13 protein-coding genes are annotated in these 14,176 nt (G+C 57.9%); 7 read left to right on the forward strand and 6 right to left on the reverse strand.

Features of this window, described 5'->3' with window-relative positions; translation table 11 throughout:
* Positions 1 to 41: 41 nt before the first annotated feature.
* The 3 genes from argF (BJP35_RS03040) to arcA form a co-directional block, all read right to left on the reverse strand.
* A complete protein-coding gene (gene argF, locus BJP35_RS03040; protein ID WP_020885389.1) occupies positions 42 to 1,046 on the reverse strand; it encodes an ornithine carbamoyltransferase in 1,005 nt (334 codons plus the stop codon).
* 90 nt (positions 1,047 to 1,136) lie between these two features.
* Complete coding sequence (gene arcC / locus BJP35_RS03045; protein ID WP_086462895.1) at positions 1,137 to 2,048, reverse strand: carbamate kinase; 912 nt, start codon at positions 2,046 to 2,048, stop codon at positions 1,137 to 1,139.
* Between the two features lie 10 nt (positions 2,049 to 2,058).
* Positions 2,059 to 3,279 (reverse strand): arginine deiminase, encoded by a 1,221-nt coding sequence (gene arcA / locus BJP35_RS03050; protein WP_020885388.1) that lies wholly within the window; start codon positions 3,277 to 3,279, stop codon positions 2,059 to 2,061.
* Positions 3,280 to 3,954: 675 nt separating this feature from the next.
* Here arcA and BJP35_RS03055 point away from each other — a divergent pair.
* The 5 genes from BJP35_RS03055 (at position 3,955) to BJP35_RS03075 (ending at position 10,865) form a co-directional block, all read left to right on the forward strand.
* Complete coding sequence (locus tag BJP35_RS03055; RefSeq protein ID WP_014168409.1) at positions 3,955 to 4,407, forward strand: YhcH/YjgK/YiaL family protein; 453 nt, start codon at positions 3,955 to 3,957, stop codon at positions 4,405 to 4,407.
* 218 nt (positions 4,408 to 4,625) lie between these two features.
* On the forward strand, positions 4,626 to 5,534 hold the full coding sequence (gene yagE, locus BJP35_RS03060) for a 2-keto-3-deoxygluconate aldolase (protein ID WP_014168410.1): 909 nt from the start codon (positions 4,626 to 4,628) through the stop codon (positions 5,532 to 5,534).
* 14 nt (positions 5,535 to 5,548) lie between these two features.
* Positions 5,549 to 7,516: a xylonate dehydratase YagF gene (yagF, locus tag BJP35_RS03065; protein ID WP_086462896.1), complete on the forward strand. Its 1,968-nt coding sequence runs from the start codon at positions 5,549 to 5,551 to the stop codon at positions 7,514 to 7,516.
* 335 nt (positions 7,517 to 7,851) lie between these two features.
* Positions 7,852 to 9,234 (forward strand): MFS transporter, encoded by a 1,383-nt coding sequence (locus tag BJP35_RS03070; protein ID WP_072126504.1) that lies wholly within the window; start codon positions 7,852 to 7,854, stop codon positions 9,232 to 9,234.
* Between the two features lie 11 nt (positions 9,235 to 9,245).
* Complete coding sequence (locus tag BJP35_RS03075; protein WP_086462897.1) at positions 9,246 to 10,865, forward strand: glycoside hydrolase family 43 protein; 1,620 nt, start codon at positions 9,246 to 9,248, stop codon at positions 10,863 to 10,865.
* Between the two features lie 4 nt (positions 10,866 to 10,869).
* On the opposite strand, the gene xynR is transcribed toward BJP35_RS03075, so the two are convergent.
* The 3 genes from xynR to BJP35_RS24510 form a co-directional block, all read right to left on the reverse strand.
* A complete protein-coding gene (gene xynR / locus BJP35_RS03080) occupies positions 10,870 to 11,628 on the reverse strand; it encodes a DNA-binding transcriptional repressor XynR (RefSeq protein ID WP_025205733.1) in 759 nt (252 codons plus the stop codon).
* Positions 11,629 to 11,761: 133 nt separating this feature from the next.
* Positions 11,762 to 12,766 (reverse strand): ornithine carbamoyltransferase, encoded by a 1,005-nt coding sequence (argF, locus tag BJP35_RS03085; RefSeq protein WP_032679528.1) that lies wholly within the window; start codon positions 12,764 to 12,766, stop codon positions 11,762 to 11,764.
* Positions 12,736 to 12,810, reverse strand: a complete 75-nt coding sequence (locus BJP35_RS24510; RefSeq protein WP_228176691.1) for a hypothetical protein — start codon at positions 12,808 to 12,810, stop codon at positions 12,736 to 12,738. The genes argF (BJP35_RS03085) and BJP35_RS24510 overlap by 31 nt, the downstream gene beginning before the upstream one ends.
* 120 nt (positions 12,811 to 12,930) lie before the next feature.
* On the opposite strand from BJP35_RS24510, the gene rraB reads away from it, so the two are divergent.
* The gene (gene rraB, locus BJP35_RS03090) at positions 12,931 to 13,356 is read left to right on the forward strand and encodes a ribonuclease E inhibitor RraB (RefSeq protein WP_014168417.1); all 426 of its coding nucleotides are present in this window, start codon (positions 12,931 to 12,933) and stop codon (positions 13,354 to 13,356) included.
* 46 nt (positions 13,357 to 13,402) lie between these two features.
* A complete protein-coding gene (gene miaE, locus BJP35_RS03095) occupies positions 13,403 to 14,161 on the forward strand; it encodes a tRNA isopentenyl-2-thiomethyl-A-37 hydroxylase MiaE (protein WP_047356911.1) in 759 nt (252 codons plus the stop codon).
* The last annotated feature ends 15 nt before the right edge of the window (positions 14,162 to 14,176 follow it).

The raw sequence follows: 14,176 nt of genomic DNA on the forward strand, positions 1-14,176 counted from the left end.
TCTCCTGTACCCGGCGCACCCCGTGGCGCGCCGGGCGGTGATTAGTCGCCGAGTGTCGCCACCATGACCGCTTTAATGGTGTGCATGCGGTTCTCTGCTTCGTCAAAGACGATTGAGTTCGGTGATTCGAAGACCTCTTCCGTCACCTCCAGCCCTTTCAGGCCGTAGGCCATCTCGATTTCACGGCCGACTTTGGTGTGTTCGTTGTGGAACGCCGGCAGGCAGTGCATGAACTTGACGTTCGGGTTGCCGGTGGCTTTCATCACCTGGGCGTTAATCTGGTAAGGCTTCATCAGGCTGACGCGCTCGGCCCAGGCCTCTTTCGGCTCGCCCATCGAGACCCACACGTCGGTGTAGAGGAAATCGGCACCGTGTACGCCTTCCTCCACGTCGTCGGTGAGCGTGATGCGTGCGCCGGTCTCTTTGGCGATGGCGCGGCACTGCTCAACCAGCCCGGCTTCCGGCCAGAACGATTTCGGTGCGACGAGGCGGATATCCATCCCCATTTTGGCGGCACCGACCATCAGGGAGTTGCCCATGTTGTTCCGCGCGTCGCCAAGGTAGGCAAAGCTCAGGTCCGGCAGGGTTTTGCCCGGAGCATGCTCCAGCATGGTCATCAGGTCGGCGAGGATCTGCGTGGGGTGAAACTCGTCGGTCAGGCCGTTCCACACCGGCACGCCCGCATACTCGCCCAGCTCTTCCACGATGGCCTGGCCGTAGCCGCGATACTCGATGCCGTCGTACATCCGCCCCAGCACGCGGGCGGTGTCTTTCATCGACTCCTTGTGGCCAATCTGCGAGCCGCTTGGGCCGAGGTAGGTCACCTGTGCGCCCTGGTCAAAGGCTCCGACTTCAAAGGCGCAGCGGGTGCGCGTGGACGTTTTTTCAAAAATCAGGGCGATGTTTTTCCCGACCAGGGTTTGTTTTTCACGTCCGGCTTTTTTGGCGGCTTTAAGTTCGATGGCCAGGTCGATCAGGTACTGGATTTCTGCCGGGGTGTAGTCCAGCAGTTTGAGGAAATTACGGTTTTTCAGATTGATGGTCATTGGGTCGTCCCTTTTAAAATGGTGTTGTCTGGTGCCCTCACCCCGACCCTCGCCCACAGGGAGAGAGGGAAGGTGAGGGGAAAATACGGTTCAGTGGCGAATCAACGTGCCTTTCTCGCCCGCCAGAATGTCTGCCCCGTCGGCCAGCGCGCCGATCCCGGCGATGCCGTTGCAGGCCTCGACAAACTCGCGGCAGGCGGCCACTTTCGGCCCCATCGAACCGGCGTCAAACTGCATGCCCCTGAGCAGTTCCGGCGTGACCTGTGCCAGCGGACGCTGGGTTGGTTTGCCCCAGTCGAGGTACACCGCGTCGGCATCGGTCAGGATCAGCAGGGCATCGGCTTCAATCTGGCGCGCCAGCAGGGCGGCAGAGAGGTCTTTGTCGATCACCGCTTCAATGCCGTGATACCCATTGGCGTTTTCCACCACCGGCACGCCGCCGCCGCCGTTGCAGATCACCAGGTGATCGCGCTGTATCAGTGCCGTGATGGCGTCGCTCTCAACGATGCGTTTCGGCTGTGGAGAGGGAACCACCCGGCGGAAATAGCTGCCGTCGGCCTTGAACACCCAGCCTTTCTCCGCCTGCAGCGTGTTTGCCTGGACTTCGCTGTAGACCGGGCCGATGTATTTGGTCGGGTTAGTAAATGCCGGATCGGCGGCGTCCACTTCCACCTGGGTGAGCAGGACGCTCACCTCACGCTGGGGCAGATTGTTTTTCAGCGCCTGCTGGAGCATGTAGCCGATCATTCCCTGACTTTCGGCGCCGAGGATGTCCAGCGGGTAGGGGGTGACTTTGTCGTACGCGCTGTTTTGCAGCGCCAGCAGCCCAACCTGCGGCCCGTTGCCGTGAACCAGTACCACGCGCCACTGTTCCGTCAGCCCGGCGATGGTGCGGGCCGCTAGCTCGATGTTCTGGCGCTGGATCTCCGCTTCCAGCGGCTCGCCGCGTTTCAGCAATGCGTTACCGCCAAGCGCCACAACCAGAGTGGGTTTTCGTTCCATGATGGCTCCTTTAAATTCCGTCGCGTTCCAGTGGGCAGCTCATGCAGCGCGCGCCGCCGCGGCCGCGTCCCAGTTCGTCACCCGGGATAGGCAGCACGGTGATACCCGCTTTGTCATATTTCTCGTTGGTCCAGACGTTACGCTCGTAGCCAATCACCACGCCCGGGCGGATGGTCAGCACGTTATTCGCGTCATTCCACTGTTCGCGTTCGGCTTCAAAGGCGTCGCCGCCGGTGGTGATCAGGCGTACCTGATTAATGCCGAGCGCTTTTTCAATGGCGTGCAGCAGATCCGTTTCCTGGGTGCGCAGCAGGCCACCGCGGCCGTCCGGAGTGAGCGTCCAGCACTGAGCGTCTTTGCGCACCACTTCCGGGTAGACGGAGAAGGTGTCCACGTCGATGTGGGTCATGACGGTATCGAGGTGCATGCAGGAGCGGTGTTTTGGCAGTTCCACAGCGATGACGCGCTCGGCCTGGCGGTGTTTGAACAGGCTATTGGCGAGGAACTCAACCCCCTGCGGCGTGGTGCGTTCAGACATGCCGATTAACACTGCGCCGCGGCCAATGACTAATACGTCGCCGCCCTCTAACGTGGCGTGGTCGTAATTAATGTTTTCATCGCCGAAATACTTAATAAAATCGCCATCGGCAAATGCAGGGTGCCAGCGATATATGGCCCGGAGATTATTGGTTTCACGCTGGCGGGCCGCTTTGGCCATCGGGTTAATTGACACGCCGTTATAAATCCAGCACGAGGTATCGCGGGTAAATAAATGGTTAGGCAGTGGCTTCATAATAAAATCATTTGCCGTGTGGGTATCCACCACCATATTTTTAAAGGCCGCCGGAATTTCACCGTAGGTTAATCCGCCGCTTAATCTGCGTGCCAGTTCGCGGTGCGGCATATCTGCCAGCCAGCCGCGTACGTCGCCGGCAAAGGTTGGCCCGAGGCGATAGTCAGAGATTTGCGTCTCCAGCAGCCAGGTTTTGGCCTCCGCAATATCAAGCGTTTGCGTGAGAAGGTCGGTCAACAGCAGGACTTCCACACCCTGTTCGCGCAGGGTGTTAGCGAAGATGTCATGCTCCTCACCCGCCCGCTCAACCGAGAGCACATCATCGAATAGCAGCTCCTGGCAGTTCGATGGCGTTAAACGTTTCAGACTTAAATTTGGGCGGTGCAGCATAACGCTACGCAATTGACCAATTTCAGAACCGACGTAATGCTTTTCCATAATTATTCCTTTAACTGTTTTTCAGAATAAAAAGGGCATGCGCCATGTGATGTCTTTATTTACATGGCGGCTAAGCTCAATTGATTTCGAGATTTATAGTAGGCGCTTAAATAATGAATATTGTGACATCGCTCACGTGAAAATGGCTATTAAGGAGTTTGTTTTCATTTGCATGATTCGTATCAGATAATGATTAATTTGATTATATTTGCGGGTGAATAGCTAAGCAGGATCCGTTGGCATTATTTGGAGTTGTTATTATTTTGTAGAATTTAATGTTTTGACATATTTAGTTATGGTATTGATTTTAATGATAATTAAACGGCGCGCAGAATGACTATGCACTATTACCCATTAACTATTTTTGACTTAAGAAAAATCAATAAATAATTATGGGATTTAATAGCAAATTACCAAAATGATAAAGTGTGAAGTCACAGAGAGTTTTGCTATGAAGCGTATACGATCAGTAAGTTAGCATCACGGCCTGAAAGCGGAGGGCTGAGGTTATGCATAAAGACTGCATAAATGCCTGTGAGCGATTAACAGTGGAGTAACACATTTCCCGATAAACATGCGCTCGCGCAAAACTCATCGAAAAAGCGGTGGTAGGACAGTCTGAATTCTCGTATAAAAGATTAAAATGAAACGCTGTTTTATATTGAGGGTTTATTTATGATCGCTGGCAACATCCATCATCTGCAGTCCTGGCTACCTGAAGAACTGCGTCAGGCTATCGAGTACGTCAAGGCGCACGTTACCGATGCTACCCCCTGCGGCAAGCACGACATCGACGGCAACAGCCTGTTTTATCTGGTGTCTGAAGATATGACCCAGCCGTTTGCCGAGCGCCGCGCTGAGTATCACGCCCGCTATCTGGATATTCAGATAATCATGAAAGGCCAGGAGGGGATGACCTTCAGTACCCTGCCGCACGGCACGCCGGACACCGACTGGCTGGCGGATAAAGACATCGCGTTTTTGCCCGAGGGCGGGCAGGAGAAAACGGTGGTGTTAAGTGAAGGTGATTTTGTGGTGTTCTATCCGGGTGAAGTGCACAAGCCGCTGTGCGCGGTGGGCGCGCCTGCGAAGGTACGTAAAGTGGTGGTGAAAATGCTGGTGGGGTAAGCCCTGTTAGCGTAAGAGAAGGGTAAAACGTACCCTCTCCCGGTGGGAGAGGGTGAAAGCATCAGGCCGCAGCCCGTCATTATGTGATCCAGCTTATATTTTCCGCACTCCCTCATCGCCTCCCATTTACCTGCGCTTTTTCTGCGTCATAGTATGATCGTTAAATTAATGAACACTGTTCTATAATGTAGAACAAAATAATTCAGCAAGGAGATCTCATGCCGCAGACCGCGTTGTTCACGGGAATCATTCCCCCTGTCTCCACCATCTTTACCGCCGATGGACAGCTTGATAAACACGGCACCGCCGCGTTGATCGACGACCTGATCGCCGCAGGCGTCGATGGCCTGTTCTTTTTGGGCAGCGGCGGCGAGTTCTCCCAGCTAAACGCCGAAGAGCGTAAAACCATTGCCCGGTTTGCTATCGATCATGTCGATCGCCGGGTGCCGGTGCTGATTGGCACCGGTGGCACCAACGCCCGGGAAACCCTTGAACTGAGCCAGCATGCGCAGCAGGCCGGCGCCGACGGGATCGTGGTGATCAACCCATACTACTGGAAAGTGTCAGAAGCGAATCTGATCCGCTATTTCGAACAGGTGGCAGACAGCGTCACGCTGCCGGTAATGCTGTATAACTTCCCGGCGCTGACCGGGCAGGATCTGACTCCGGCGCTGGTCAAAACCCTGGCCGACTCGCGGAGCAATATTGTCGGCATCAAAGACACGATCGATTCCGTCGCCCATCTGCGCAGCATGATCCACACCGTCAAATCTGCCCATCCACACTTCACGGTGCTGTGCGGCTATGACGATCATCTGTTTAATACGCTGCTGCTGGGGGGCGATGGCGCGATCTCGGCCAGCGGTAACTTTGCTCCGCAGGTGTCGGTGAATCTGCTGAAGGCCTGGCGTGACCAGGAGGTGGCGAAGGCGGCCGAATACCACCAGGTCCTGCTGCAAATACCGCAGATGTATCAGCTTGATACGCCGTTTGTGAACGTCATTAAAGAGGCGATTGTGCTGTGCGGCCGCCCGATCTCCACATACGTGCTGCCGCCCGCGTCGCCACTGGATGAACCGCGTAAGGCGCAGCTGAAAACCCTGTTGCAACAGCTCAAGCTCTGCTGAACCGGAAGACGACGATGACCATTGAGAAAATTTTCACCCCACAGGACGATGCGTTTTATGCCGTCATCACCCATGCGGCCGGGCCGCAGGGGGCGCTGCCGCTGACGCCGCAAATGCTGATGGAATCCCCCAGCGGTAACCTGTTTGGCATGACGCAAAACGCCGGTATGGGCTGGGACGCCAACAAGCTGACCGGCAAAGAGGTGCTGATTATCGGTACGCAGGGCGGCATTCGCGCCGGGGACGGGCGACCTGTTGCGCTGGGCTACCACACCGGGCACTGGGAGATTGGCATGCAGATGCAGGCGGCGGCGAAGGAGATCACCCGTAATGGTGGGATCCCGTTTGCGGCCTTCGTCAGCGATCCGTGCGACGGACGCTCTCAGGGCACCCACGGCATGTTCGACTCCCTGCCGTACCGTAATGACGCGGCGATCGTGTTTCGTCGTCTGATCCGCTCCCTGCCGACGCGGCGCGCGGTGATCGGCGTGGCAACCTGCGATAAAGGGCTGCCCGCGACCATGATTGCGCTGGCCTCCATGCATGATCTGCCGACCATTCTGGTGCCGGGTGGGGCGACGCTGCCGCCGACCGTGGGGGAAGATGCCGGAAAAGTGCAGACCATTGGTGCGCGTTTCGCTAACCATGAGCTGTCGCTGCAGGAGGCCGCCGAGCTGGGGTGCCGCGCCTGCGCATCACCCGGCGGCGGCTGTCAGTTTCTCGGCACCGCGGGAACGTCACAGGTGGTGGCCGAAGCGCTGGGTCTGGCGCTACCGCACTCCGCGCTCGCCCCGTCCGGGCAGGCCGTATGGCTGGAGATTGCCCGTCAGTCTGCGCGGGCGGTGAGCGAGCTGGATAACCGTGGGATCACGACCCGCGATATCCTGACCGACAAAGCCATTGAAAACGCCATGGTGCTTCACGCGGCGTTTGGCGGCTCCACCAACCTGCTGCTGCACATCCCGGCGATTGCCCATGCGGCGGGCTGCACCATTCCGGATGTGGCGCACTGGACGCGCATCAACCGTAAGGTTCCGCGTCTGGTGAGTGTGCTGCCAAACGGCCCGGACTACCACCCGACGGTGCGTGCTTTCCTGGCGGGCGGCGTGCCGGAGGTGATGCTCCATCTGCGCAAGCTGGGGCTGCTGCATGAAGATGCCATGACCGTTACCGGCCAGACGGTCGGGGAGAACCTCGACTGGTGGGAAAACTCAGCGCGTCGGGCGCGTTTTCGTCAGTGCCTGCGCGAGCAGGACGGCGTCGATCCGGATGACGTGATCCTGCCGCCTGAACGCGCCCACGCGAAAGGCCTGACCTCGACGGTCTGCTTCCCGACCGGCAATATCGCGCCCGAAGGGTCGGTGATCAAAGCCACGGCCATCGACCCGTCTGTTGTGGATGACGATGGCGTTTACCGCCATACCGGCCGGGTGCGGGTGTTTGTCTCTGAAGCGCAGGCCATCAAGGCCATCAAGCAGGAAGCGATCCAGCAGGGCGATATTATGGTGGTGATTGGCGGAGGCCCGTCCGGCACCGGCATGGAAGAGACCTACCAGCTAACCTCCGCGCTGAAACATATCTCGTGGGGCAAGACGGTCTCGCTGATCACCGATGCGCGCTTCTCGGGGGTATCAACCGGGGCGTGCTTCGGCCATGTGTCGCCGGAAGCGCTGGCAGGTGGCCCCATCGGCAAGCTGCGCGACAACGATATCATTGAGATCGGCGTCGACCGCCTGTCCTTAACGGGCAGCGTTAACTTTATCGGCACGGCGGAACAGCCGCTGACGCCGGAAGAGGGGGCGCGCGTGCTGGCGTCGCGTCCGGTGCATCCTGACCTGCACGCCCATGCATTTTTGCCGGACGATACCCGCCTGTGGGCGGCTCTGCAGTCGGTGAGCGGCGGCACCTGGAAAGGGTGTATTTATGACACCGATAAAATCATCGAGGTAATTAACGCCGGTAAAAAAGCACTCGGTCTTTAATTATATTTCTGGCTCTTGTCGTCTACGGAAAATATTCCGTGGACGGCTTTTGCATGTCTGTTTTTTATTATTGCGTAAATAATCTAATTGCATGAAAAGCAAGGTCTTTAAATGATATCAGGATGTCGAGTGGCGTCACAAAAGCAAAATATCATAATTCAGAAATAAGATATGACCATTGTCGGTTAATTGAACACTTAATTACACTCTATTAACACGATGTTGTGAATTCAGCACACGAAATAAGGGTGTATTCCTGATGATGCACCGGGCATTTATTTGCCTGAATCAGGACCCTGGCGTTTGCACTGTTCCACGTACTGCCGTTGGGGGTAATGATGCAATTAACCATGAAAGATAAAATTGGCTACGGGCTGGGTGACACCGCCTGCGGCTTTGTCTGGCAGGCCACCATGTTCCTGCTGGCCTATTTCTATACCGACGTGTTTGGCCTGTCGGCGGGCATTATGGGGACGCTGTTTTTAGTTTCCCGCGTGCTGGATGCCGTCACCGATCCGCTGATGGGGCTGCTGGTTGACCGCACCCGCACGCGTCACGGCCAGTTCCGTCCGTTCCTGCTGTGGGGCGCGATCCCGTTTGGGATTGTCTGCGTGTTGACCTTCTACACGCCGGACTTCTCCGCGCAGGGTAAAATCATCTACGCCTGCATAACCTACATTCTGCTGACCCTGGTCTACACCTTCGTTAACGTCCCTTACTGCGCCATGCCGGGTGTCATCACCGCTGACCCGAAAGAGCGCCACGCGCTGCAGTCCTGGCGCTTTTTCCTCGCGGCGGCGGGATCGCTGGCCATCAGTGGCATTGCGCTGCCGCTGGTGAGCATCATTGGTAAAGGCGATGAGCAGGTCGGCTATTTCGGCGCCATGTGCGTGCTGGGGCTGAGCGGCGTGGTGCTGCTCTACGTCTGCTTCTTCACCACCAAAGAGCGCTACACCTTTGAGGTGCAGCCGGGGTCGTCGGTGTCGAAAGACCTCAAGCTTCTGTTCGGCAATACCCAGTGGCGCATTATGTGTGCGTTCAAGATGATGGCGACCTGTTCCAACGTGGTCCGCGGCGGGGCGACGCTCTACTTCGTGAAATACGTCATGGATCACCCGGAGATGGCGACGCAGTTTCTGCTTTACGGCAGCCTCGCCACCATGTTTGGTTCGCTCTGCTCATCCCGCCTGCTGGGGCGCTTTGACCGGGTGACCGCCTTCAAGTGGATTATCGTGGCCTACTCCCTGATCAGCCTGCTGATTTTCTTCATCCCGGCCGAACATATCGCCCTGATTTTCGCCCTTAACATTCTGTTCCTGTTCGTCTTTAACACCACCACGCCTCTGCAGTGGCTGATGGCCTCTGACGTGGTGGATTACGAGGAGAGCCGCAGCGGTCGCCGTCTCGACGGGCTGGTGTTCTCCACCTACCTGTTCAGCCTGAAGATCGGTCTGGCGATTGGCGGCGCGGTGGTGGGCTGGATCCTGGCGTATGTGAACTACTCCGCCAGCAGCAGCGTGCAGCCGGTCGAAGTGCTGACCACCATTAAAATTCTGTTCTGCGTGGTGCCGGTGGTGCTCTACGTGGGCATGTTCATCATGCTGTCGTTCTACAAACTCACCGACGCCCGCGTGGCGGCCATCAGCCAGCAGCTGATTAAGCACCGTGCAACGCAGGGTGACGCCGTGCCCGACGCTGCGACAGCCGCATCCCATTAACAGGAGGCAACATGACAACGATAACAAACCCGATTCTCACCGGCTTTAACCCGGACCCGTCCCTGTGCCGTCAGGGGGAGGATTACTACATCGCCACCTCGACGTTTGAATGGTTTCCGGGCGTGCGCATCTACCACTCCCGCGACATGAAGAACTGGTCGCTGGTCAGCACGCCGCTGGACAGGGTGTCGATGCTGGACATGAAGGGCAACCCGGACTCCGGCGGCATCTGGGCGCCGTGCCTGAGCTACGCCGATGGCCAATTCTGGCTGCTGTACACCGACGTGAAAATTGTCGATTCGCCGTGGAAAAATGGCCGTAACTTCCTTGTCACTGCGCCCTCCATCGAGGGGCCGTGGAGCGAACCGATCCCGATGGGCAACGGAGGGTTTGACCCGTCGCTGTTCCACGACGACGATGGCCGCAAATACTACCTCTACCGGCCGTGGGGGCCGCGCCATCACAGCAACCCGCATAACACCATCGTGATGCAGGAGTTTGACCCGCAGACCGGCACCCTTTCGCCCGAGCGCAAAACCCTGTTTACCGGCACGCCGCTCTGCTACACCGAAGGGGCGCACCTTTATCGTAAAGAGGGCTGGTACTACCTGATGGTCGCCGAAGGCGGCACCAGCTATGAACACGCGGTGGTGCTGCTGCGCTCAAAAACGCTCGACGGGCCGTACGAGCTGCATCCGGACGTGACGATGATGACCAGCTGGCATCTGCCGGAGAACCCGCTGCAGAAGAGCGGCCACGGCTCGCTGCTGCAGACCCACACCGGGGAGTGGTATATGGCCTACCTCACCAGCCGACCGCTGCGCCTGCCGGGTATACCGCTGCTGGCCTCGGGCGGGCGCGGCTACTGCCCGCTGGGACGCGAGACCGGCATTGCGCGCATCGAATGGCGCGACGGCTGGCCGTACGTTGACGGCGGTAAACACGCGCAGCTGACCGTCCCCGGCCCGCAGATAGCGGAGCAGCCCGCCGCCTCCCGGGACAGCTGGCGGGAGGATTTCGACGGCAGCACGCTTGACCCGGAGCTGCAGACCCTGCGCATTCCGTTCGACGACAGCCTCGGCTCGCTCAGCGTGCGCCCGGGGTATTTGCGGCTTTACGGCAACGACTCGCTTAACTCGACCTTTACCCAGTCGACCGTGGCACGCCGCTGGCAGCACTTCGCCTTCCGGGCAGAGACGCGCATGCAGTTCTCGCCGGTTCACTTCCAGCAGAGCGCCGGGCTGACCTGCTACTACAACAGTAAAAACTGGAGCTACTGCTTTGTGGACTACGAAGAGGGGCAGGGCAGAACGATCAAAGTGATCCAGCTTGACCACAACGTGCCGTCGTGGCCGCTGCATGAACAGCCGATCCCGGTACCGGACAGCGCAGAGAGCATCTGGTTACGGGTTGACGTCGACACCCTGGTTTATCGCTACAGCTACTCGTTTGACGGTGACACGTGGCACACCGTGCCGGTGACGTATGAAGCGTGGAAACTGTCGGATGACTACATCGGCGGGCGCGGCTTCTTTACCGGCGCGTTTGTCGGCCTGCACTGCGAAGACATCAGCGGTGACGGCTGCCACGCAGACTTTGATTACTTCACCTACGAACCACTCACGAAATAGCGGCTCAGGCCGGGTAACCCAGCGCGCGTGAGAGCTGGAGCCCGGCCTGCTGAAGCTGCTCGCGGAAGCTGGCCAGTTCGGCGTCATCCACCCGCGATGTCAGCGTCGAGAGACTCAGGGCGGCAATCACGCGGGATTCATGGTTCCACACCGGTACCGCCACGCAGCGCACGCCCTGCTCGTTCTCTTCGCGGTCGAAGGCGTAACCCTGCTCGCGGGTCTTTGCGAGGGCCTCCAGCAACGCGTCGCGGGAGGCAAGGGTGGAAGGGGTATAGGTGGTGTACTGATAGCCCTCAAGCAGGGCGTTCAGCTCGGCCTCGCCAAGCCAGGCAATCAACACCTTGCCGATGGCGGTGGCATGAACCGGCAGCCGACGACCAATGCGTGAATAGGCGATAGCCGCCAGCTTGCCTTCAATCTTCTCGATATAAACGCCTTCACGACCGTCCAGGATCCCCAGATGGGTGGTCTGCCCGGTACGCTGCGACAGCTCCGTCAGCCAGCCTTTCGCCTTCTGACGAATATCGATTGAGCCCACCACAAAATGGCCGCGCTCAACCAGCTTCATGCCGAGGCGATATTTACCGTTTTCCGGGTTCTGATCGATATAGCCGTGAAGCTGCAGGGTTTTCAGCAGCGAGTGGAGGGTACTTTTGCTCAGCCCCATCAGTTTGCTGATGTCGGTGATCTTAAGCTCGGTGGCCTGCTCGTTAAACAGGTCGAGGATCTGCAACGCACGTTCAACAGACTGAATTATCGGCATAATGCTGGTATGTCCACGCAGGAATTAAGGCGAAAACGTACCTTTTTCAGGCGGAAAAATCAATGAAGTGGCGCCGGTTTATGCCCTCTCCCGGTGGAAGAGGGCCGGGGTGAGGGCACCAGAACGCAGAGGTTCACTCCCCAAGCGTCGCTACCATCACCGCCTTAATGGTATGCATCCGGTTTTCCGCCTGGTCAAACACAATGCTCGCCGCCGATTCAAACACCTCGTCTGTCACTTCCATTCCGCCGTGCAGATCGAACTCTTTCGCCATCTGCTTACCCAGCGTGGTCTGGTCGTCATGGAACGCTGGCAGACAGTGCAGGAACTTCACGTCCGGGTTACCGGTCAGCGCCATCATCTGCGCGTTCACCTGATACCCGCGCAGCAGGGCAATCCGCTCGGCCCACTTCTCTTTGGCCTCGCCCATCGACACCCATACATCGGTATAGATGAAGTCCGCCCCTTTCACGCCGGCCGCTACCTCTTCCGTCAGGGTGATCTTCCCGCCGTTCTTCTCCGCCAGCGCGCTGCACTCCGCCACCAGGCGCTCTTCCGGCCAGCAGGCTTTCGGTGCCACGAGACGCAGATCCAGCCCGGTTAACGCTGCCGCTTCCAGCATCGAGTTACCCATGTTGTTACGCGCATCGCCCGCATAAACCAGCGTCATCTCGTTAAACGCTTTGCCCGGCAGGTGCTCCTGCATGGTCAGCAGGTCCGCCAGCAATTGCGTTGGGTGGAACTCGTTGGTCAGCCCGTTCCACACCGGCACGCCTGCATACTGCGCCAGCGTTTCGACCACGTCCTGGCCGTGACCGCGATACTGAATGCCATCGTACATCCGCCCGAGTACCCGTGCGGTGTCCTTAATTGATTCTTTATGCCCAATCTGGCTGCCGCTCGGCCCTAAATACGTGACGCGCGCGCCCTGGTCAAATGCGGCAACTTCGAAAGAGCATCGTGTACGGGTTGAGTCTTTTTCGAAGATGAGCGCGATGTTTTTGCCAGTAAGCTTTTGTACTTCCTTACCCTTTTTTTTATCGGCTTTAAGCTGAGCGGCAAGGGTCAGCAGGGAATTGAGCTGTGCAGGGGTAAAATCGAGCAATTTCAGAAAGTGTTTCTTGTACAGATCAGACATTTTATCCTCACATGGCAAATGCCACTTATTGAATTAAAATTCACTTTATATGTCTAATTATTCATTTGCAACCCCGTTTCACAAATCTTTCCAACAAAGGTGGAGGCAAACCCGTCCGTGTGTGAAAATAGAAGTATCTGCCGCACTTTAAAGAGGAATGAGCCATGGCAAACCCGGAACACCTGGAAGAGCAACGCGAAGAGACGCGCCTGATTATCGAAGAACTGCTGGAAGACGGTAGCGATCCGGACGCGCTGTACACCATCGAGCACCATTTCTCTGCTGACGATTTCGACGCGCTGGAAAAACTGGCGGTAGAAGCTTTCAAACTGGGTTACGAAGTGACCGAGCCGGAAGAGCTGGAAGTGGAAGAGGGCGACACCGTCATCTGCTGCGATATTCTGAGCGAAGGCGCGCTGAAAGCAGAACTGATCGACGCTCAGGTCGAACAGCTGATGAACCTGGCCGAGAAGTTTGAAGTGGAATACGACGGCTGGGGAACCTACTTCGAAGATCCGAACGGTGAAGACGGCGAAGAAGGCGACGACGAAGATTTCATCGACGAAGACGACGACGGCGTGCGTCACTAAGCGTTTCAGGCGGTGGCGCGTGCCACCGCTTTTTCAAGGCAGAACCATGGATTACCCGCAGATACTCGCCCCCGTTCTTACCTTCCTCCAGTGCCCGACCCCACAAGCATGGATTGATCACGCCCGCGACCCGGCGAACCTGCCGCTGCTGCTCACCGACCACATGGTGTGCGAGCTCAAGGCCGCCCAGACCGCGCTGCTGCTGGTGCGCAAATACGTCGCCGATGAAAGCGGTGCCGACGCGCTGCTCGACTGGCTCAAACCCTACGAAGCGTTCACCTTCCGCGAAGGCCCGGAACCGGATTTTGTGGCCCTGCACAAGCAGATTGGCAAAAGCGTCATGCCCAAAACCGACGATCCGTGGGGCCAGGCGCTTATCGACAGCATGGTGCTGCTGATCAAAGAAGAGCTGCACCACTTCTGGCAGGTGCGCGAGGCGATGCTGGCGCGCGACATTCCGTACGTCAAAATCACCGCCAGCCGCTACGCCAAAGGGATGCTGAAAGGGGTGCGCACGCATGAACCGCTGACGCTTATCGACAAGCTTATCTGCGGTGCCTACATCGAAGCCCGCTCCTGCGAGCGTTTCGCCGCGCTGGCCCCGTTCCTCGACGACGACCTGCAGAAGTTCTATCTCTCGCTGCTGCGCTCGGAAGCGCGCCACTATCAGGACTACCTGACGCTTGCCCAACAGGTGAGCGACGACGATATCTCACCGCGCATACAGCTTTTTGGCGAAATTGAAGCCACACTTATCTCGACACCGGACAACGAGTTTCGCTTTCACAGCGGCGTGCCGGTGTAAACCGGCATAGCGAAA

It is taken from the genome of Enterobacter sp. J49, assembly GCF_002148625.1.
Taxonomy (GTDB): domain Bacteria; phylum Pseudomonadota; class Gammaproteobacteria; order Enterobacterales; family Enterobacteriaceae; genus Enterobacter; species Enterobacter ludwigii.